This is a genomic window from Ruegeria sp. AF1 (genome assembly GCF_056542125.1).
In genome coordinates this window covers 15,802-36,847 of record NZ_JBQFZG010000015.1, presented here as the reverse complement: position 1 = coordinate 36,847, position 21,046 = coordinate 15,802, and the positions used below count along the sequence as shown (strand labels likewise).

19 protein-coding genes are annotated in these 21,046 nt (G+C 57.9%); 13 read left to right on the top strand and 6 right to left on the bottom strand.

All coding sequences use genetic code 11. From position 1 onward, the window contains the following. Positions 1-277: 277 nt before the first annotated feature. The 7 genes from xdhA (at position 278) to ACR0BK_RS16610 (ending at position 9,662) form a co-directional block, all read left to right on the top strand. Entirely contained in the window at positions 278-1,639 is a 1,362-nt protein-coding gene (xdhA, locus tag ACR0BK_RS16640) for a xanthine dehydrogenase small subunit (protein ID WP_480555514.1), read from the top strand. Next, entirely contained in the window at positions 1,636-4,038 is a 2,403-nt protein-coding gene (gene xdhB, locus ACR0BK_RS16635) for a xanthine dehydrogenase molybdopterin binding subunit (RefSeq protein ID WP_480555513.1), read from the top strand. The genes xdhA and xdhB overlap by 4 nt, the downstream gene beginning before the upstream one ends. Next, the gene (xdhC, locus tag ACR0BK_RS16630; RefSeq protein WP_480519212.1) at positions 4,038-4,973 is read left to right on the top strand and encodes a xanthine dehydrogenase accessory protein XdhC; all 936 of its coding nucleotides are present in this window, start codon (positions 4,038-4,040) and stop codon (positions 4,971-4,973) included. The genes xdhB and xdhC overlap by 1 nt, the downstream gene beginning before the upstream one ends. Next, complete coding sequence (locus ACR0BK_RS16625) at positions 4,970-6,487, top strand: ABC transporter ATP-binding protein (RefSeq protein WP_480496423.1); 1,518 nt, start codon at positions 4,970-4,972, stop codon at positions 6,485-6,487. The genes xdhC and ACR0BK_RS16625 overlap by 4 nt, the downstream gene beginning before the upstream one ends. 63 nt (positions 6,488-6,550) lie before the next feature. Beyond that, on the top strand, positions 6,551-7,633 hold the full coding sequence (locus ACR0BK_RS16620) for an ABC transporter permease (protein ID WP_480496425.1): 1,083 nt from the start codon (positions 6,551-6,553) through the stop codon (positions 7,631-7,633). 2 nt (positions 7,634-7,635) lie between these two features. Then, entirely contained in the window at positions 7,636-8,556 is a 921-nt protein-coding gene (locus tag ACR0BK_RS16615) for an ABC transporter permease (RefSeq protein ID WP_209598075.1), read from the top strand. A gap of 32 nt (positions 8,557-8,588) precedes the next feature. Next, positions 8,589-9,662 (top strand): BMP family ABC transporter substrate-binding protein, encoded by a 1,074-nt coding sequence (locus ACR0BK_RS16610; RefSeq protein ID WP_480555512.1) that lies wholly within the window; start codon positions 8,589-8,591, stop codon positions 9,660-9,662. Between the two features lie 119 nt (positions 9,663-9,781). Here the strand turns inward: ACR0BK_RS16610 and ACR0BK_RS16605 are convergent, their stop codons facing one another. Genes ACR0BK_RS16605 through ACR0BK_RS16595 form a run of 3 tightly spaced genes read right to left on the bottom strand, consistent with a single transcriptional unit; the run spans position 9,782 to position 11,846 of the window. Then, positions 9,782-10,579 (bottom strand): metal ABC transporter permease, encoded by a 798-nt coding sequence (locus tag ACR0BK_RS16605; RefSeq protein WP_480555510.1) that lies wholly within the window; start codon positions 10,577-10,579, stop codon positions 9,782-9,784. Beyond that, entirely contained in the window at positions 10,579-11,331 is a 753-nt protein-coding gene (locus tag ACR0BK_RS16600; protein ID WP_480555509.1) for a metal ABC transporter ATP-binding protein, read from the bottom strand. Before ACR0BK_RS16600 ends, ACR0BK_RS16605 begins: the two co-directional genes overlap by 1 nt. A 2-nt stretch (positions 11,332-11,333) precedes the next feature. Next, positions 11,334-11,846 carry a Fur family transcriptional regulator gene (locus ACR0BK_RS16595; RefSeq protein ID WP_480555507.1) on the bottom strand — a complete coding sequence of 171 codons (513 nt, stop codon included), beginning with the start codon at positions 11,844-11,846 and terminating at the stop codon, positions 11,334-11,336. Positions 11,847-11,903: 57 nt separating this feature from the next. Between ACR0BK_RS16595 and ACR0BK_RS16590 the strand changes: the two genes are divergently transcribed. From ACR0BK_RS16590 to ACR0BK_RS16580, 3 genes are all read left to right on the top strand, one after another. After that, a complete protein-coding gene (locus tag ACR0BK_RS16590) occupies positions 11,904-12,875 on the top strand; it encodes a zinc ABC transporter substrate-binding protein (RefSeq protein ID WP_480475368.1) in 972 nt (323 codons plus the stop codon). 229 nt (positions 12,876-13,104) lie between these two features. After that, entirely contained in the window at positions 13,105-14,430 is a 1,326-nt protein-coding gene (locus tag ACR0BK_RS16585) for a sensor histidine kinase (RefSeq protein WP_480555505.1), read from the top strand. After that, positions 14,427-15,074 (top strand): response regulator, encoded by a 648-nt coding sequence (locus tag ACR0BK_RS16580; protein ID WP_480519221.1) that lies wholly within the window; start codon positions 14,427-14,429, stop codon positions 15,072-15,074. Before ACR0BK_RS16585 ends, ACR0BK_RS16580 begins: the two co-directional genes overlap by 4 nt. Positions 15,075-15,147: 73 nt before the next feature. On the opposite strand, the gene ACR0BK_RS16575 is transcribed toward ACR0BK_RS16580, so the two are convergent. After that, on the bottom strand, positions 15,148-15,900 hold the full coding sequence (locus ACR0BK_RS16575) for a hypothetical protein (RefSeq protein ID WP_480555504.1): 753 nt from the start codon (positions 15,898-15,900) through the stop codon (positions 15,148-15,150). A 674-nt stretch (positions 15,901-16,574) separates the two neighbouring features. Between ACR0BK_RS16575 and ACR0BK_RS16570 the strand changes: the two genes are divergently transcribed. Then, the gene (locus tag ACR0BK_RS16570; protein WP_480521568.1) at positions 16,575-17,255 is read left to right on the top strand and encodes a DUF6629 family protein; all 681 of its coding nucleotides are present in this window, start codon (positions 16,575-16,577) and stop codon (positions 17,253-17,255) included. A gap of 201 nt (positions 17,256-17,456) precedes the next feature. Continuing rightward, entirely contained in the window at positions 17,457-18,089 is a 633-nt protein-coding gene (locus ACR0BK_RS16565; protein ID WP_480521566.1) for a tyrosine-type recombinase/integrase, read from the top strand. Positions 18,090-18,189: 100 nt separating this feature from the next. On the opposite strand, the gene ACR0BK_RS16560 is transcribed toward ACR0BK_RS16565, so the two are convergent. Beyond that, positions 18,190-18,705 carry a GNAT family N-acetyltransferase gene (locus ACR0BK_RS16560; protein ID WP_480473656.1) on the bottom strand — a complete coding sequence of 172 codons (516 nt, stop codon included), beginning with the start codon at positions 18,703-18,705 and terminating at the stop codon, positions 18,190-18,192. Positions 18,706-18,966: 261 nt separating this feature from the next. Between ACR0BK_RS16560 and ACR0BK_RS16555 the strand changes: the two genes are divergently transcribed. Beyond that, entirely contained in the window at positions 18,967-19,119 is a 153-nt protein-coding gene (locus ACR0BK_RS16555) for a hypothetical protein (RefSeq protein WP_480555502.1), read from the top strand. Positions 19,120-19,176: 57 nt separating this feature from the next. Here the strand turns inward: ACR0BK_RS16555 and ACR0BK_RS16550 are convergent, their stop codons facing one another. Beyond that, entirely contained in the window at positions 19,177-20,877 is a 1,701-nt protein-coding gene (locus ACR0BK_RS16550; protein WP_170442127.1) for a tetratricopeptide repeat protein, read from the bottom strand. Positions 20,878-21,046 lie beyond the last annotated feature (169 nt).

Genomic DNA, 21,046 nt, shown 5'->3' with positions numbered 1-21,046 from the left:
TCATTTTCGATTATTCGGATTTTCCAGAAGGTGCTTCGGAAAGCGACATCTTCACTGACAAAAAAACGCTTTAGTTTCAAGCAACTGATATTTACACAGGGTGCGCAAATCCACGCCACTTGGCTGTAATGATGCATCATACAGGCAGTTTTTCTTGCCAGATCACGCATGCTGTTTCTAACATCCATTTGCAAGCTATCCGCCCGCCACTCTTTCTACGTCGCATCGAAGGAGGGCACCACCAGGGCGCAACCGGGTAAGGCGACGGGTTTCTCGAATGGACATCACGTTTCTTCTGAATGGAGAGACAGTGGAGCTGACGGATATCAATCCGACAGCCACTCTGCTGGATTGGCTGCGTGAAGATCGTGGCCTGACCGGCACCAAAGAAGGCTGCAACGAAGGCGATTGCGGTGCCTGCACTGTCATGGTGACGGATGCGGGTGGCGCAAAGGCCCTGAACTCGTGCATCCTGTTCCTGCCGCAGTTGCATGGCAAGGCGGTTCGAACCGTCGAAGGCGCCTGCAGCCCCGATGGTGAGGTCCATCCGGTTCAGCAGGCCATGGTTGACTTGCACGGGTCGCAATGCGGCTTTTGCACACCCGGTTTTGTCATGTCTATGGTGGCCGGTCACACCAATGGCGCGACGGATCACGACACACAGCTTGCCGGTAATCTGTGCCGTTGCACGGGTTATGCACCCATTATTCGCGCAGCCGAAGCGGCCGAGAAGCATCCCGTGCCTGTCTGGGTCAAGGACAAGCCTGTCGCAACGCCCGCCGCCTCACCCATGCTGCCGGGCTCGTCCGACGCGCTGGCTGCTGTGTATGCCGAGAACCCAAATGCCACTTTGGTCGCGGGCGCAACTGATGTTGGGCTTTGGGTGACCAAGCAACTGCGCGATCTTGATCCGGTGATCTTCCTGAACCGCTGTGACGATTTGAAAGAGATCACGATCACCGACGTAGAATTTCGTTTCGGTGCCATGGTCGATATGAACCGCATGGGCGAAGCCTTGGCGGACATTCACCCATCGTATGCCGAAATGATCCGGCGCTATGCCAGTGTTCAGGTCCGTCACGCGGCCACTGTGGGTGGCAACATCGCCAATGGCTCACCAATCGGAGACAACCCGCCCGCGCTCATCGCATTGGGTGCGACGCTGCACCTGCGCAAAGGTGATGAACGCCGGTCAGTCCTGCTGGAAGACTTCTTCATCGATTACGGGAAACAGGACCGCGCGCCGGGTGAGTTTGTCGAAGCCGTCAGCTTCCCGCGTCAGGCGGACCGATTGAAATGCTACAAGCTGAGCAAACGGTTCGATCAGGATATCTCGGCCGTGTGCGGATGTTTCAACATTACCATTTCAGACGGACGGGTGGCGGCTGCGCGCATCGCGTTTGGCGGTATGGCTGGCATTCCGAAACGGGCAAACCATGTCGAGGCCGCGTTGATCGGCAAGCCATGGACGCGCGAGACGATTGACGCCGCTCTGCCCGCTTTTGACGACGATTATTCACCGCTTACCGATATGCGCGCCTCGGCCACGTACAGGCTTGAGACCGCCAAAGCGATGCTGGAACGGTACTTCCTTGAGGATCAGGGCCAAGTGACCAACGTGCTGGAGGTATCGGCATGAGCGTAACCAAACCCCTTTCCCACGACGCGGCACCGCTGCACGTATCCGGTTCCGCCCGATATGTGGACGACATCCCGACGCCAAAGGGCACATTGCATCTGGCCTTTGGCCTGAGCCCGATCGCCAAGGGCACGATTACCGCGATGGACCTGTCTGCCGTGAAAGCAGCAGCCGGGGTCGTCAAGGTCATGACGGCACAGGACCTGCCCTTTGCCAACGATGTTTCGCCCTCGATCCACGATGAACCGTTGCTGTCCGACGGGACGGTTCACTATATCGGCCAGCCTGTTTTCCTTGTGGTTGCCACCAGCCATCTGGCCGCCCGCAAGGCGGTTCGGTTGGGCAAGATCGACTATGCAGAGGAAACACCGATCCTGACGGTGGAAGAAGCTCTGGCAGCAGACAGCCGATTTGAAGACGGGCCCCGTATCTATGCCAAGGGCGACGCGGACGCCGCGATTGAAAGCGCAGCCCACGTCATCGACGGAACATTCGAGATCGGCGGTCAGGAGCATTTCTATCTGGAAGGTCAGGCAGCCCTTGCCGTGCCGAATGAAGGCGGCGACATGCTGGTCCACAGCTCGACCCAGCACCCGACCGAGATACAGCACAAGGTGGCGGACGCTCTGGGCCTGCCCATGCATGCGATCCGCGTCGAAACCCGGCGCATGGGTGGCGGATTCGGTGGCAAGGAAAGCCAGGGGAATGCGCTGGCCGTCGCCTGCGCAGTGGCGGCGCGGGCAACCGGCAAAGCCTGCAAGATGCGCTATGACCGCGATGATGACATGATCATCACCGGCAAACGCCACGCCTTCCGGATTTCCTATCGCGCGGGATTTGACGAACAGGGTCACATTCAGGGCGTGTCCTTTCTGCAATACGCGATCTGCGGCTGGGCACAGGACCTGTCCCTGCCCGTCGCCGACCGTGCGATGCTGCATTCGGACAATGCCTACCTGCTGCCCAATGCCCGGATTGAAAGCCATCGGTTGAAGACCAACACGCAGTCAGCCACCGCCTATCGTGGGTTTGGTGGCCCGCAGGGGATGGTTGCCATCGAACGTGTGATGGACCACGCCGCGCATGAACTTGGGTTGGACCCGGTGGAATTGCGCCGCCGCAACTATTACGAGCCCGCGCATAAGGTTGCCGAAGTCCAACCCCACGAGAAACCGCTGGGTCATCCCGACCCGCACGAAGACCTGACCAGCCGTGGCGCGGTGGAAACAGGGACGGCCCCGGTCCGCCCCCTGCCCGCTGGCGGCAACACGACGCCCTACGGAATGGAGGTCAGCGATTTCGAACTGCATGGCATGACCGAAGCGCTGATGAAGTCCAGCAACTATGCCGCGCGCAAAGCGGCCATCGAGAAATGGAACGCCGAAAACAGCGTGATCAAGAAGGGCATCGCCTTTTCTCCGGTCAAGTTCGGAATTTCCTTCACGCTGACCCATCTGAACCAAGCCGGTGCGCTGGTGCATGTGTATCAGGATGGTTCGGTCCACCTGAATCATGGCGGCACCGAGATGGGTCAGGGCCTGTTCCAGAAGGTCGCGCAAGTGGCCGCGTCGCGTTTCGGCATCCCGCTTGAGATGGTCAAGATCACCGCCACCGATACGGCCAAAGTGCCGAATACGTCAGCCACGGCAGCGTCTTCGGGCAGCGATCTGAACGGCATGGCGGTGAAAGCGGCTTGCGATACGATCCGCGACCGGATGGCCGATTATCTGGCTGAACGGCATCAGGCCGACCCCTCCGCGGTCACTTTCACGGATGGCCACGTTTCGGTTGGTGAAGAACGGTACACGTTTGCCGAAGCTGCCGCACTGGCCTATCAGGGTCGCATAAGCCTGTCGGCCACCGGCTTTTATAAAACGCCCAAGATCGAATGGGACAGGATCGCGGGACGCGGTCGCCCGTTTTACTACTTCGCCTATGGCGCTTCGGTCACCGAGGTCGCTGTGGACACGTTGACGGGCGAGAACCGCATTCTGCGCACAGATATCCTGCATGACGCGGGCGCTTCGCTGAACCCGGCGCTGGATGTCGGACAGGTCGAAGGCGGTTACGTGCAGGGCGCGGGCTGGCTGACGACCGAGGAACTGGTCTGGGACGGCAAGGGCAACCTGCGCACACATGCGCCCTCGACCTACAAGATCCCGGCCTGTTCCGACCGGCCCGACATTTTCAACGTCGCACTTTGGGATGGCGAGAACCGAGAGGACACCATCTATCGCTCGAAAGCCGTGGGGGAACCCCCGTTCATGCTGGGAATATCGGCCTGGCTGGCGCTTTCGAATGCGGTGGCAGCCTGCGGGGACACCTATCCGGCACTCAACGCGCCCGCCACCGCCGAAGAGGTCTGGCGCGGCGTCCAGAGGATGAAGGGAGATATCTGATGGGATTTGACCTAGAGGCTTTGAGGGAGGCGGTCAAAACCCACGGCAAAGTGGTTCGGGTGGTCATCGCCGGGATCAAAGGGTCGTCTCCACGCGAAGTTGGTGCCGCCATGCTGGTCTGGGGCGGCGGGCAAAGCGGCACAATTGGTGGCGGAACACTGGAATACCAGGCGGCAAATGCCGCACGGTTGCAAACCACGCAAACCCGCCTGACGCATCATGCACTTGGACCCGAGTTGGGGCAATGCTGCGGCGGTGCCGTGTCGTTGCTGAGCGAGGTCTACGACGCAAACACTGTCAATGATCTGGACGATACGGTCATCGCGCGCCCGGCCACGGGTGACGAGATGCCCCTGTCGGTCAAGCGAATGCTGGCGACGGCGCGCGGACAGGGGATTGCGCCAGAACCGCAGCTGATCGATGGCTGGATGGTTGAACCTGTTCACAAGCCGACACGCAATCTGTGGATCTGGGGCGCGGGCCATGTCGGCCGGGCGCTGGTGGATGTGCTGTCCCCGCTTCCCGATCTTGCGATCACCTGGGTGGACACCAGCCGTCAGCGCTTTCCGGCCACTGTGCCAGCGGGCGTGACAATTGTTCCGGCCACAAAACCGGCCGAGCTGATCCGCCATGCCCCATCCGACGCCGAACATCTTGTGCTGACATACTCGCATAGCCTTGACTTTGAACTGTGCAACAGACTGCTTTTGCACGATTTTGGCTTTGCGGGGCTGATCGGCTCGGCTACGAAATGGGCGCGATTCCGGTCGCGTCTGGCCGCTCTTGGGCATCCGCCTGAACGGATAAGCCGGATCACCTGCCCGATCGGTGACCCGTCGATGGGGAAGCATCCACATATGATCGCCGTGGGCGTCGCCGCACAATTGCTGCGCCCGGCCCTGCAAAACGAGTTGAAGAAGGACCTGAGCGCGTGACCATTCCACTTTTGAGCTTGCAAGGGCTGACCAAAGCCTACCCCGGTGTTGTGGCCAATGATCAGGTGTCCTTTGACATCGGTGAAGGCGAAGTGCACGCGCTGCTGGGTGAAAACGGCGCGGGGAAATCCACGCTGGTGAAAATGATCTATGGGCTTGTGAAGCCGGACAGCGGCACCATGAAGCTGCGCGGCAATCCGTTTGCGCCGCCCGAACCGCGCGCGGCCCGTGCCGATGGGATCGCGATGGTGTTCCAGCATTTTTCGCTGTTTGACGCGCTGAACGTGGCCGAGAATATCGCGCTGGGGATGGAGAATCCGCCCCCGATGGGGGATCTGGCATCGCGCATTCGCGAAGTCTCGGAAACCTATGGTCTGCCGCTGGACCCGTTCCGCACGGTTGGCGATCTGTCCGCAGGCGAACGCCAGCGGGTCGAGATCATTCGCTGCCTGCTGCAGGACCCCAAACTGCTGATCATGGACGAACCGACCTCGGTTCTGACCCCGCAAGAGGTCAATATCCTGTTTGAGACGCTGAACAAGCTACGCTCCGAGGGAACCTCGATCCTTTATATCTCGCATAAACTGGAGGAGATCCGAACGCTGTGCGACCATGCCACGATCCTGCGTCTGGGCAAGAACGTGGGCGAATGTGTTCCCGCTGAAACCTCGGCGCGCGACATGGCCGAGATGATGGTCGGGTCGACGTTGCAGACGCCTGAACGCTCGGGCCGGGAACTGGGCGAGGTCGCGCTGGATGTCAGCGGGCTGTCAGTCCCCTCGCCTTCGGAATTCGGCACCGCATTGCGCAATGTGCACATGACGGTCCGCAAGGGCGAGGTTCTGGGCGTCGGCGGTGTTGCCGGAAACGGGCAGGATGAATTGCTGGGCGTGCTGTCCGGGGAAATCCTGACATCGGCGGATGCGATCAAGTTCAACGGTCAGGCAATCGGCAAGCTCGGCCCGACAGCGCGCCGCAAGCTGGGCGTTCTGACCGCGCCCGAGGAACGGCTCGGCCACGCGGCGGCGCCCGACATGAGCCTGACCGAAAACGCTTTGCTGACCGGATCTGTGCGGGAAGGGCTTGAGAAAAACGGCTTCTTGAAATGGTCCGAAACCCGGAGTTTTGCCGAAAAGATCATCGAAGCCTTCGACGTACGTACGCCCGGGCCCGAAAACGCAGCGCGGTCCTTGTCCGGCGGCAATCTGCAGAAATTCGTGATTGGACGCGAAGTGCTGCAAAACCCTGATGTGTTGGTGGTAAACCAGCCAACCTGGGGGGTGGATGCCGCGGCGGCCGCGTCGATTCGGCAAGCCATACTCGATCTTGCGGCGAAAGGCACAGCGGTGGTTTGCATCTCGCAGGATCTGGATGAGCTGATGGAAATCTCGGACAGTTTTGCGGCCTTAAACGAAGGTCGGCTGAGCGCACCGCGCCCGACCACCGGCCTGACCGTGGATGAGATTGGCCTCATGATGGGCGGTGCCCATGGCATGGAGGTGGCACATGTGTGATCTGCTGAGCCGCCTTCGGCAAGAGTATTTGCAAAAAGATGAAACATCTGGGGGGATGAGCAGATGATTGTATTGGAGAAACGGCCACAGCCGTCCAGGGCCTGGTCTTATGCGACCCCCCTTGTGGCGGTGCTGGCGACAATGGTGTTTGGCGGGTTGCTGTTTGCCATATTGGGGAAAAACCCGGTCGAAGCCATCGGTACCATCTTCTGGGAGCCGCTTTTTGGCGAGTTCGCATTCTATTACCGCCCTCAATTGCTGGTCAAGGGCGCCCCGCTTGTGTTGATCGCTATCGGATTGTCGCTGGGATTTCGGGCCGGTATCTGGAATATCGGGGCCGAAGGGCAATACATCATGGGCGCCATATTCGGTGCGGGCGCAGGTCTGGCCTTCTATCCGCTCGACGCCTGGTACATCTTCCCGATCATGGTGGCCGCAGGCGCATTTGGCGGGTGGCTGTGGGCAACGATCCCGGCTTTGCTGAAAGTGCGTTTCGGCACCAACGAAATCCTCGTGTCGCTGATGCTGGTCTACGTGGCCGAACAGATGCTGGCCTCGGTCTCGCTGGGTTTGCTCAAGAACCCCGAAGGGTTCGGCTTTCCCGGCTCGCGCAACCTGCAATCCTATGAAAGCGCGCACAATGCCGAGCTGATTGCCGGTTCCGGGATGCATTGGGGTGTTGTCGCGGCCTTCATCGCGGTGATCTTTGCCTATGTTTTGCTGAACCGTCACATGCTGGGGTTCCATATCCGTCTGACGGGTGAGGCCCCCCGCGCCGCAAAGTTTGCAGGTGTGAATCCAGCGCGCCTGATCCTGTTCTGCCTTGGAATTTCGGGCGCTTTGGCCGGGTTGGCCGGGATGTTCGAGGTGTCCGGCCCGTCCGGTCAGATCAGCATCGATTTCAATGTGGGTTATGGCTTTACAGCGATCATCGTCGCCTTTCTGGGCCGACTGCATCCGGTGGGTATTCTTTTGGCCGGGGGCCTGATGGCGCTGACCTATATTGGCGGTGAAATCGCACAATCGCAGCTGGGCCTGCCTGCCGCAGCCATTCAGGTGTTTCAGGGAATGCTGCTGTTTTTCCTGCTGGCCTTCGATCTTCTGACAAACTTCCGCATCCGTGCGGCTCGTAGCGAGGTGGCGTGATCATGGATCTTGGTCAAATCAATCCCGTTCTTCTGGTTGCTTCGCTTATGGTGGCCGCAACCCCCCTTCTGCTGGCCGCGATCGGAGAGCTTGTCGTGGAAAAGGCAGGCGTTCTGAACCTTGGTGTCGAGGGCATGATGATCGTTGGCGCGATCAGCGGTTTTGCGATCTCGGTCGAAACCGGATCGCCCTGGCTGGGCTTTGTTGCTGCCGCCATTGGCGGGGCCGTGCTGTCGCTGCTGTTCGTCTTGCTGACACAGTTTGCGTTGGCCAACCAGGTTGCCAGCGGCCTTGCGCTGACCCTGTTTGGCCTGGGGTTCAGCGCCCTGATGGGGCAAAGCTATGTGGGCGTCAAACCACCCAGCATGGGCGATATACACATCCCCTTGATCAGCGATATTCCGGTCATCGGCCCGATCCTGTTTCGGCACGATCCCATCCTGTATCTGGGCATTGCGCTGACCGCTGTGGTCTGGGCCGTCCTGAAGTACACCCGCGTCGGGTTGATCCTGCGGGCGGTTGGTGAAAACCACGATGCCGCCCATGCGCTTGGCTACAAGGTCATCAAAATCCGTATCATGGCGATCCTGTTTGGCGGGGCCTGCGCGGGTCTGGGTGGAGCTTACATCAGTCTGATACGTGTGCCGCAATGGACCGAGGGCATGACCGCAGGTGTCGGCTGGATCGCACTGGCGCTGGTGGTGTTTGCCAGCTGGAAACCGTGGCGGGTCCTGCTGGGTGCATATTTGTTCGGCGGCATCACCGTCTTGCAGCTTAATTTGCAGGCAGCGGGCGTTGCCATTCCCGTCGAGTATCTGGCAATGTCACCCTATCTTATCACGATCCTTGTGCTTGTGATCCTTTCGGCCGACAAGAGCAGCGCACCTGCCTCACTGGGCCGGACCTTCCATGCCTCACACTAGGGGCCAACTGAACCAACTTGGGGAGTAACTACATGAAATTAAAATCGCTTCTGACAACTGCCGCGATAGCGCTTGGTCTTGCGACCGGTGCAGTGGCACAAGACAAAACCAAGGTCGGTTTTGTTTATGTCGGCCCTGTCGGCGACGGCGGCTGGACCTATGAACACAACAAAGGCCGTTTGGCGATCGAAGAAGAGTTCGGCGACAAGGTCGAGACTGTATTCGTTGAATCAGTACCCGAAGGCCCCGACGCCGAGCGCGTGATGACCCAGATGGCGCTGGAAGGCGCGGATCTGATCTTTACCACCTCGTTCGGCTATATGGATCCAACCATCAATGTGGCCAAGAAATTCCCGAACGTGAAGTTCGAGCACGCGACCGGCTACAAGACCGCCGACAACGTCTCGGTCTATTCAGCGCGTTTCTACGAAGGCCGCGCGGTTCAGGGGCATATCGCGGGTAGAATGACCGAATCGAACATCATCGGCTATATCGGGTCCTACCCGATCCCCGAGGTGATCCGCGGTATCAACTCGGCCTATATCCACGCCAAGAAAGCGAACCCGGATGTACAGTTCAAGATCGTCTGGGCCTATACATGGTTCGACCCGGCGAAAGAGGCTGACGCTGCATCGGTTCTGATCGAACAGGGCGCCGACGTGATCCTGCAGCACACTGACTCGACCGCACCGCAGGCCGCCGCACAAGAGGCGGGCAACGTGATCACCTTCGGTCAGGCTTCGGATATGAGCGAATACGCCCCCAAACCGCGTGTTTCCTCGATCATCGACAACTGGGGACCCTATTACATTGCGCGCACGCGAGCCGTGATGGACGGCACCTGGGCCTCGTCCAACACCTGGGACGGAATCGGGCCGGGCATGGTAGAAATCGGTGAGATTTCGGATGCAGTTCCCGCGGACATCAAGGAAGAGGCACTGGCCCTGAAAGCCGCGCTGGCCGATGGCAGCTATCATGCCTTTACCGGACCGCTGAAAAAGCAGGACGGCAGCGACTGGCTGGCCGAGGGCGAAGTGGCCGACGACGGTACTCTGGCCGGTATGAACTTCTATGTCGAAGGGCTGGAAGGCGATATCCCGCAATAAACGGCGCGGATAGAAATGCATAAAGGCCCGCAGGATTGCGGGCCTTTTTTGTGGCGTTTTCGTTTCGGTCACATTACCGGATGACCGGGATGCTACGGCCGCGACGAGCCACAGAAACTTTAGACTCTGCCCTGCGTTCGCCACCCGATCAGGCTGAGACACGCAAAAACGATCGCGGCAACGCAGACAATCGAGGGCCCTGCCGGAGTGTCGAATACATACGCAGCCCTTAGCCCTGTGATGGCCGAAAGCGCACCTATTCCCGCAGCAATCAGGGCCATGGATTCTGGTGACCGTGCCAGGTTTCGCGCAGCTGCCGCCGGAATAATCAGCATCGCGGCGATCAGCAACACGCCCACAACCTTGATTGCCACCGCTACGGTCACAGCAAGTGACAGGGTCAGGATCAGTTGTTCTCGCCTTGGATCGAAGCCGCTGGCATAGGCCAGTTCTTCGTTCAGTGTCGCGGTCAGAAGTTGCGACCAACGCCAGACAATCAGAGCCACGACAAGCGCCGCACCGCCCCAGATCACGACCAGATCAGAACGGGAGACCGCCAGAATATCCCCAAACAGATACGCCATCAGGTCAATCCGGACACCGGACAGGAATGAAACTGCAACCAGCCCGAAGGCCAGCGCAGAATGCGCCAGCACCCCCAGCAGCGTGTCCATCGCATAACCGCGACCGGCCAAAAGCGAAACGGTCAGCGCCATGACCAAAGCGATAGCCAGCGCGCCCGTGAAGATCGACATCTGAAACGTCAGGGACAGGGCCACGCCCAGAATTGCGGCATGCGCGGTCGCGTCGCCGAAATACGCCATGCGACGCCACACGACAAAACATCCAAGGGGGGCCGCCGCAAACGCCACGCCAATACCGGCGAGCGTTGCCCGCATCATGAAATCATCCAGCATTATTCCGCCGCTTCCTGTGGGTTCGCATCATGATCATGATCATGATCATGATGGTGATCATGTTCATGACGATAAAGGGCAAGCGCACCGCCTGTTCCGGTTCCGAACAAGGCCCGATACTCTGGTGCCGAGGCGACCACGGCCGGCGATCCTTCGCAACAGACATGCCCATTGAGGCATATCACCCGGTCCGACGCGCTCATGACCACGTGCAGTTCGTGGCTGATCATCAGAATGGCGCATCCGGACTCGCGTCGGACTGCCTCGATCTGCTGGTAAAAGCTAGCCGATCCCCGTTGGTCCAACCCCTGTGTCGCTTCGTCCAGCAACAAGATGTCCGGGTGGTTGATCAAGGCTCTGGCCAACAGCACCCGCTGGAACTGTCCGCCGGACAGCTGCGACATCTGGCGTTTCAACAGATCCGGCACACCCGCGGATTCAAGCGCCTCGACACATTGCCTGCGCGACACAGGATCGGTCAGACGCATGAACCTTTCGACGGAAATTGGCAAAGTCGGATCGACATGCAGCTTCTGCGGCACATATCCGATTTTCAATCCGGGCTTCAGTGACACGTGACCGGCGGAAGGCCGTGTCGCACCGATAATGGCCCGCAGCAGGCTGGTCTTGCCTGATCCGTTCGGGCCAACGATGGTCACGATTTCACCCGGTTCAACGACCATATCCACATGATGCAGCACGGTATGCGCGCCATAGCGGACGCTGATTTTCTCGACAGTGATTAGGGCCATCTTTATGCCTTTTCGGTGCAGTCAGGGCAGAGACCTTCAGCCTCTGCAACCGTTCGCTCGATCTCGAAACCTGCCGCGCGCGCGGCAGCGCCAAGAACACCTTTGGAGGGGGCGGACTGCGCCTCGGCTACGGCATCACATTTTCGGCAGATCATGAAAGCAGGTGAATGCGCCGCGCCGGGATGAGAGCAGGCGACAAACGCGTTCAGCCGCTCGATCTTGTGGACAAAGCCGTTCTGTACAAGAAACTCCAACGCCCGATAAGCGACCGGAGGCTGGGACCCGAATCCTTCGTCGCGCAACCTATCAAGGATTGCGTAGGCGCCAAGGGCGCGATGTTCCTGCAACAACATCTCAAGAACCTTGCGGCGAACCGGCGTCAGACGCAGCCCTTCCTCTTTGCACCGGGCTTCGGCAGATGCCAGGGCCGTTGCGACACAGCTCTGGTGGTCATGTTCCTGAAACCCGACCGGGGCGGTGTCTTTGCCAGGTACTGGGTGCACATCACTTGTCATGTTATTTCATATCATGTATTGCCACTTGAAATGTTATAAAATCACACAGAGAGCTCTATGTCCAGAACGCTTCTTCTTCCATTGTCGATCACAGTTGCATTGCTGGGTGGACCGGCCCGCGCAGATGCGCCAAACGTTGCCGCGGACATTGCCCCGGTTCATTCGCTGGTGGCCCGTGTAATGGAGGGTGTGGGAACACCTGCCCTGATCGTCGCACCGGGTGCCTCGCCGCATGAATACAATCTGCGCCCGTCCGAGGCAGCCGCGTTGCAAAACGCCGATCTGGTGTTCTGGGTAGGAGAAGACCTGACGCCATGGTTGGAAAGCGCGATAGAAACCCTTGCCCAAGGCGCGACTGCCACTGCCCTATTGGACGCAAAGGGCACGGAGCTTCTTGAGTTCCGGGAAGACACATTGTTTGAGGCGCATGATCACGCGGACGATGCGGGTCACGAAGACCATGACGACCATGACGATCACGAAGGCCATGATGATCATAACGATCATGATTCTCATGACCCACATGCCTGGCTGTCGCCAACGAATGCCAAAGCCTGGCTGAACCTGATCGCAGATCAATTGTCGTCAGCGGATCCCGACAATGCCGCTGCGTATTTGGCAAACGCCGAAGCGGCGCGCGAAGAAATGACCGCGCTTTCCGCAGAAGTGGCGGGGTTGCTTGAGCCGGTTCGCGGCGGCAGCTTCATCGTGTTTCATGATGCTTATCAGTATTTCGAGGTCGCGTTTGGTTTCCCGGCATCAGGCGCGATTTCCCTGAGCGATGCGTCCGACCCAAGCCCCGCGCGTATTGCCGCCATTCAAGGTCGCATTCGCGCTGAAGGCATCAACTGCGTATTATCTGAACCACAGTTCAATCCGGGCATCGTCGAGACCGTGTTGGATGGAACATCGGCGCAATCCGGTGTGATCGATCCACTGGGCTCGGCACTGGAACCGGGGCCGTCTCTGTACCCGCAAGTCATTCGTAACATGGCGCAAACCCTGTCGGAGTGTTTGAAAACCCGTTGAACCGGGACTGGGATCGGGACGCGGGAACCTGCCGGGGTGCACCCAAAAAGGCCAAGTCCCGGCCCGCGCATCAGGTTTCGAACATTGGAGAAGCGCATCAGACCATGGTCTGTAGCGCGTCAAGCAATTGTCGTTCATAGTCGATTGCGAAATGAGACCCAAAATTTCTGACCTGACAATTGGCAACTGGTCTTTGTCGCGCGTTTTTCTCGCGGCCAGCATAGTCGTAATGGGGACTGCTACGGTGTTTGTTGGTCACTGGGTGTCGAACCGGATCGAAAACGCGGTTGTACAGAACTCCGCCAACTCGGCCGCACTGTACATGGAAAGCATTCTGTCTCCTCTCAGCCAGGAGCTGGCGCATGGAGATCGACTGTCCGAACAGGCCAGCCGGGCGCTGGACGAGATTTTCATGACCCAGCCGATGCGCGAACGCATTGCCTCGTACAAGTTCTGGAAACAGGATGGCGAGATTGCATACGCATCGGATTCCGCCATCATCGGTCGTCGGTTCGAGCCGACAGATGACCTGAAACGCGCATGGGCTGGAGAAATCTCGGGCTCATTTGAAGAGCTGGACGACGAAGAAAGCGCGGCAGAGGCTGCGCTTGGCATTCCATTGCTGGAAGTCTACAGCCCTATTCGCGAAATCTGGTCGGGGAAAATCATCGCGGTCGCCGAGTTCTATGAAAAAGCCGATCAGTTGGAACTGGACATGGCCAGAGCCCGAAGAACAAGCTGGTTGATCGTTGGCTCGGCTTTTGCGGCAAGCACGATTGTTCTGTTTTCCATTGTCGCAATCGGCGACAATACCATTCGACGGCAGGGGCGCCTTCTGAACGACCGCCTTGCCGAAAGTGAAAAGATGGCCGCGCAGAATGCCATGCTGCGGTCGCGCGTCATTGATGCATCAGAAAGATATGCTGCGCAAACGGACAGGTTCCTCAGGAAACTCGGCGCGGAACTGCATGACGGTCCTGCCCAATACCTATCGCTCGCTGCCCTTCGATTGGAGGCCGCATTCGGCGACAGGCCGGAGATGCCCACCGAGGCCGAAGAAATTCAACAGTCGTTGCAGAAGTCTTTGGCAGAAATTCGCGCCCTGTCACGGGGGTTGTTCGCGCCAGACATCGAAAACCTGGCGCTCGTTGATGTCGTGAAAAGAGCTGTCGAGGACCACGCGGAACACAGCCCTTTTCGCCCCGGTATTTCCTTTCAGGGCAATCCGTCGCCCGACTTGTCGATCTCGGGCAAGTTGTGCGTTTTCCGGTTCCTGCAGGAAACGATTTCCAATGCCGCAAGATATGCGCCCACGTCCCGATGCATTGTCACCTGCGACGTACATGATGATCGCATCACCGTTCAGGTCAGCGACGACGGCCCCGGGTTCGATCCGTCAGGCGAGACTGTGCTGCGAGACGACGGGGGCCAGGGCCTTGTCGGTTTGCGTGACCGGGTCGAAAGCATCGGTGGCCGGTTCGTGGTGACATCAACCCCGGGCAAGGGCACCACCGTTGCTATGACATTGTTTCCCAGAAAGATGAGTGCATCATGACAACATCCGTCGTTATCGCAGATGATCACCCGATTTTCCGGGACGGTTTGCACCGCACATTAGAAGAGGCTGACGGTTTCAAGGTTCTCGCCGCCGGATCAAATGCGGATGAGGCCGTTTCCCTTGTCCGAACCCATCAACCAGACATCGCCATCCTCGACCTGTCGATGCCCGGTGGCGGCATTAGCGCGACCCGTCGAATTGCTGAAATGGCGAACCCGCCTTTCATCGCGATATTGACGGTCTCTGAAAACAGCAGTGACGTCGCAGACGCTTTGGAGGCGGGTGCCATTGGCTATATCGTCAAGGGCGTGACAGCGCGCGAATTGACAGATTCACTGCGCAGTATCGCCTCGGGCGAAGGGTTCGTCTCGCCGGGTCTGGCTTCGCGCATGCTACTTCAGATCAATCGCGGAAGTGGGCCGCAGAAAGAAACTGACGCCATCGATGATCTTACCCATCGCGAGGAGGAGATTCTTCGGCGCGTCGCCAAAGGGCTGAGCAATCGGGAAATAGCCGATGAGTTGGGGATTCAAGAGAAAACCGTCAAGCATTACATGACGGCGATCCTGTCCAAGCTCCATGCGCGGAACCGGGTGGAGGCCGCTCTCATCGCGCATGAGGCCTGGAACAAGAAAGACTAGGGTCAGGCGCTCAAAGACCGGGGCGGTCTCTCAAGAAAAGAAACCGCCCCGCACATTCGTCAAAGTTCGTTGTTCAGTTGGCAATCGCCTGAAGTCTGCTGCGATCCGCCGCGGTTGCGGTTCTTTCAACAACGGTTCGGTTGAACGGGTCTTTCAGTTCGTAACGTCCGCCCTCGATCTCTTCTTTCCAGCCGTTTGCGTAACTAACTTCGATATTGTTGCCCTGAATTTCGATTTTTGCCGGGTTACTTCCAGCACCGCCGCTCTGCCCTGGCGAGCGCACACTATCGATTGAGATACCGTTTGCCAGTGACCGAAGGCGCGAAACGTCGGCACCTGTGGCCGGTCGTTCCTCGATGGTTCGGTTCTGCGCGTTTTTTCTTTCGTACCGACCGTTTTCGATCTCTTCTTTGGTGCCGTCAGCATAGCGTACTTCGATGCCGCTCGCGCTTGTCTCGACCTTTGTTATTCCAGCCGATCCCGATGACTGCCCCCCAGACTGAGACCGGTCCTTCTTATCCCCGCCCCGACCCGAGCGTGACGAGCCATCGTCATCGTCATCATCGTCATCATCGTCGTCGTGACCACCTTTACCCGATCCGGAATTGTCGTCGCTATCTCCGCCGCTGCCCGACCCGGAATTGCTGTCATGATTATCATCCCCGCCGTTGCCGTCACTCCCCTTCCCGCTTTTTGCAAACGCGTAAGCAGGTTCCAACCGCAGATGACCGTCTGCGTCAAATGTCGGCACATAGGGTGTCATCACAATCAGCGACGCCAGCGCTGCTGAGCTCAGAAGCTGACCAGTTCTTTTCCGGGTATTCATTATCGTCTCCAATCCTGTTCGAGGCGTTTTCCTGCATTGGAGGCAGAATATCCCAGTCCCGGCTTCGCTACATCGGGCTTAGGTCTGATGAATTTCCGGCCGAATGTCCGGACCGAAGAAGCTAAGAATTACAATTCCCGAAACTCAACCTGATCCAACACTCCTATTTTGGCTTTGAGCAACGAGGGACCGCATGTCGGTGCCGACAGCACTGACGGTGGAGGCGGGTTGGTTTTCATGATGGGGTAAGAGTCGGCTTGAGGAAGCGTCAGAATGGGTGCGCTTTGATAGCTAATCTTTGCTCTCTGGCGTAGCACCGTTGTAGCACCGGGCGAGGATGCCCCACGCGGAAATCGCCCTGTTGGACGCTAGCATATTGTGTTTATTGAGGTATTTTTTGGTTGCGGGAGCAGGATTTGGCCTATACCGAACGTTAACGGAATTATTAATCTAAAAAGCCATCTCTACGCATTCCCTGTCTGTTTGAAATAATGGTCGCTTTGGACGGAAAAAGTGACAATCAAGAAACCCGTTTCCAGGTCCGCATTGAACCGAGGTGATACTTGCGACGAAGATGTCTGACGTCAGCGCCAATGGGACAGTTTAGGGTGATTTGTCGAGCCAATTTGCTGCTACGAGACGTGCAAGACAAAGCGTGCTAAAGTTGTAAGAGTATGTGTTTTTCTGCAAATGCCAGTTTTGCTGTAGGCGGCGTCTTGATCGCAAGTAGCGCGATCACAATTCCGCTTGCTTGGCGGGTCGGTGTACGTATCTTACCGCTAGCGACTTATCCACTTTTCTTTGGAATGCAGCAGGTTGCGGAAGGTTTTGTGTGGCTAGGAATTGAAAAGCACCAAGGTTATGAAAGTGTCTCAGCGGCGATGGTTTTTCTGTTCTTTGCGTACTGGTTTTGGCCAACTTGGGTGCCATTTTCAGCTGCTGCTTGCGAGCCGTACCGTTTTCGGCAACGCCTCTTCATCGCCTTTACAGTTTTGGGCATTGCTGGAGGGTCGCTCTTGTACCTGCCTATCATGTTGAATCCAAGCATTCTGCAGATTGACCTCATTCACAATTCGATCCGTTATTTGAATCCGGAGATGTTCACTAATGAAACGAGCAAAATGGTGGCGCGGGTGATATATGCCGTGATCATCTGTGTCCCGCTGCTGTTGTCTTCTCACCCTAAAATCAGAGTTTTTGGACTTCTTATCCTGATCTCAGTCTTGGTCGGCTTTTTCTTCGCGTCCCACGCTTTTACATCGATTTGGTGTTTTTTCGCGGCCGGTCTTTCCGCTTACATGATTGTTGTACTGCGGTCACTGGAAAAGAAAACTGGAACCGCTCCAGCCCTCTAATTCTCTTCTTACCGCATCGGCTGCAGGCTCCGATTGATGTCTTATGGAGCGACTGTTCTGGGCTCCGAGCAGACCAACGCACCGCAGCTAGGCTTGAAGAAACAGATGTTCGCGAAGCGGACACTCGTCCTCTTAAGGTAAAATCCGCGCGTTGGCACGGTGCCGATGCCTGGTGTGGGAGGGCTGGACGGAGACTCCATCATGTCCAGTAAACAGCTACCGGCAATCCGACCATCACGTCCGCCGTGGAACAAGGGGCGGCTGATCGGCCAGAAACGCCCGCTCCTGCCAAGGCAGGTTTGGGCCATTCGCGCTCGGCTAGAGCTCGCGGATAACCTGCGCGACTTGGCATTGTTCAATCTCGCCATAGACAGCAAGCTCCGCGGGTGTGACTTGGTTCGACTCAAGGTCGTGGACCTCGTCGCTGGTGGAAACGTCCGGGACCGCGTGTCGGTCATCCAGAGCAAGACCGGGCGTCCAGTTCAGTTCGAGGTGTCCGAGAATACACGCAGAAGCGTGCTCGCATGGGTCACATCGTCCCAAATGCTTGGACAGGTCAACCTGTTCCCAAGCAGGTTCCACGGCTCACCGCACATCTCGACAAGGCAGTATGCGCGCCTTGTTCATGACTGGGTGTGTGCAATCGGACTGGATCCAAGCGGCTACGGCACGCATTCGCTGCGACGGACCAAGGCCGCACTGATCTACAGGAAGACCGGCAATCTCCGCGCCGTCCAGCTCCTGCTGGGTCACACCAAGGTGGACAGCACGGTGCGATACCTCGGCGTCGAACTCGATGACGCGCTCAGCATCGCCGAGAAGATCGACATCTGAGGCCTTGGCGGACGGCCGCAGTCGTCCGCCATCTCATACCGGACGTCTCTCATGATTGACCGTAGCGGCCGCTCAGAGCCCGAAGCGGGCAGAGCAGAACTTAATAAAAGTCGAATTGCATATAATCAAAGTAGTCAGTTAGCTCGATGGGATCGGAACACTCCGGGTATCTTTCGATGAATCTAAAGCCGATGCGCTCATAGATGCGGAGCATATCTTGATTGCCTTTTACAGTATTCACCAAAAGGGTGCGCCAACCCATCTCCCGAGCGGCCTCCATCCGTGCATCGACCAAAGCTCGGCCAAGGCGGTTTCCACTTGCTTCCGGTCGAACAAAAAGACGCTTTAGCTCTCCGGCATCTGGTCGGGCCTGTTGCAGCGTGCCACACCCCACAAGGCGGTTTTGTTCACCATATGCCAGAACGAGGCGGCCGGTTGGCGGCAAGAACGTCTGAATATTTGCCAGAACGGATGATGCCATATCTTTTGGTTCTTTTCTCGCAGACCCGCCTGCCAAGGCCAGTTTATGAAAGACGACGGCGTAATACTCGGTCAGAAGTTCTTCGAATGCGGGTTTGTCGTCTACTTCGGTAACCGAAGCTATCCGATATTCCATACCGACCTCTTTTCATGCCCAATAAAGATCGGCAGCTTACTCCGCTGTTCCGCGCCGACATAGTAAAATCATCGAGGGCATCAGCCAACGGCACAGCCTGGAAAGGAATGATGCGTCTAGTGTCGGCGATGCCAGCTTCGTCCGCAAAGCTGACAACCACCGAGACGATTGGCGCCGCCACGCAGCGAACGGCAGCATCGTCCGCGAAGCGGTCACTCATGCAAAGAGCGGCGAACGGCTGCTCGGAGCCCGGTGCAGACTATGCTGAATCGCGCAGAAACCGACGCGATGCGCGCTTTGCGGACATCGCTTGTGAAAGAGGCAGCCGATTGCGATCTCTCCTCGGTCGCCGCGTCGCTGCAATGCAGCTTCACCGAACCGGCCGTTGGCGCGCTGCGCAGCGCGATGGGCTAGGCGAATGACTGAGTCGCGGACGAAGCAGTCATTGAGACAACAAACCGGCCAGCCAAGTTATTCGGGCACACCAGCTCGACGCAAGCCTTCAATCAGGTGCTCTAGATCATCTTTGTTTTTGTAGGGAAGCCTTTCAGAAATCTTCGACAGCGACTCGTCTGGCCGCAGCCTCAGATACTCTTCGGCATGCACTCGAGCAGCATCCAGGTTATCCAGCTTTGCATAGGCTGCCGCCAGTATCTGGTGCAAACCATCATGGTCCGGATATCGTGCCAGTCCCTGTTCAAGTGCTGCGATAGCGTCATCGTAACTCTGGGTGAGATAGAGCGCCGTCCCCAACACTTCGTAGTAGAAACCCATGGCGAATACCGGATTATACTGTAAGGCAAGCCGCGCCTCTTTGACCGCGTCTTCCGAGGCACCGGACGCAAGCAGGTAGTACCCGAGCGCGAAATGTGCATCAGCATTGCTGGGCTCCAACTCTACCGCTTTTTGTCCCTCTACCACGGACAACGAGTTTCGCCTCGTCCAACAATAGACGTCGCCAAGAACCATATGGGCTTTGGCTAACCCGGTATCCAACTTAACGGCTTGCTTGGCATGCTTCAGAGCAAGCTCAAGTGTCGCTTCAGGATCTGGGCTCCACCGAAATGCATCATGCACCAAAGCCCAGGCGAGCCCCGCGTATGCCGGAGCGTATGCTGCGTCGAGCTCGATTGCACGCTCGTAGAGTTCGCGCGCTCTTGCATTGTCAGCCTTGGTCGTAAGCGCATGAAACGCGTTGCCTTGCAGGACATAATCGTACGCCTGAAGGCTTTTGACTTCTTTTCGAAATGCCCGTTCTTGTTCCGCTCGAGTAAGCGTCACCGCCAACGTCGAGACAATGCTCTCGGTGATACGGTCCTGAAAGTCGAAGATTTCCGCCAGTTCTCCATCGAACCGGTCGGCCCACAGCTGGTTGGAGTTCTCCGTATCGATCAGCGTCGCGTTGACGCGAACTCGGCCGCCGCCCCGGCGCAAACTTCCCTCGAGTACGTACCGGACCCCAAGCTCTCGGGCTGCTTCCCCAGCGGAGTGAGGCCGTTTCTTGTAATCTCGGGTCGCGTTGCGAGCGATGACGACAAGCCCCGAAATCTTGGATAGATCGGTGGCGATGTCGTCAGCGACGCCCTCGGAAAAATATTCGTCCTCCCGGTCGTTCGACATGTTTTCGAATGGAAGGATCGCGATAGACGGTTTTTCCTGCTTTGCCTGAACCGGCCCTTTTGCAGGCCAACGGAAGACCCTGATCGGTTGCTCAATCCCCTTTATATCGTGCTCACCCGCGTCGACGAAACCGTCTGCCACCCGTTTCCCGACACTGTCATGAACAAGTGAGGAGATGCATATTCCATCGGGCTCAGCCAACGCTTCCAAGCGGGCGGCAATGTTCACGCCGTCACCGAAGATGTCATCACCATCGCCGATGATGTCACCCAAATTGATACCAATGCGCAATCTGATCCTACTTTTGGCTTCGACAATCCGACGCTGTATCTTCAGTGCCGCATCGACGGCATCGACCACACTGGAAAACTCGACAAGCGCTCCGTCACCCATCATCTTTACGATCCGGCCTCGACGGTCCGCGATAACGGGGTTGAATTCTTCACTCCAATACGCTTGCAAGGCCGCCAGAGTGCCTTCTTCATCCTCGCTCATCAAACGAGAATAGCCGACCACGTCTGCTATCAATATTGCTGCCAGCCGTCGCGCCATGTCCCGTCCTATTCGAACCCGAAGCTACCCAAACGAGTGGCGGAAAGCCATTGTTTAAGTGGTTTTGCGGCACGCGCCAGTGAATCACGCGGAAACTGTCTGCCGCAGTGGTCTCGGGTCCACGCCCGAGATCCCCGACACCGAGAGACCGCTTCGGGCTCGACCCGGT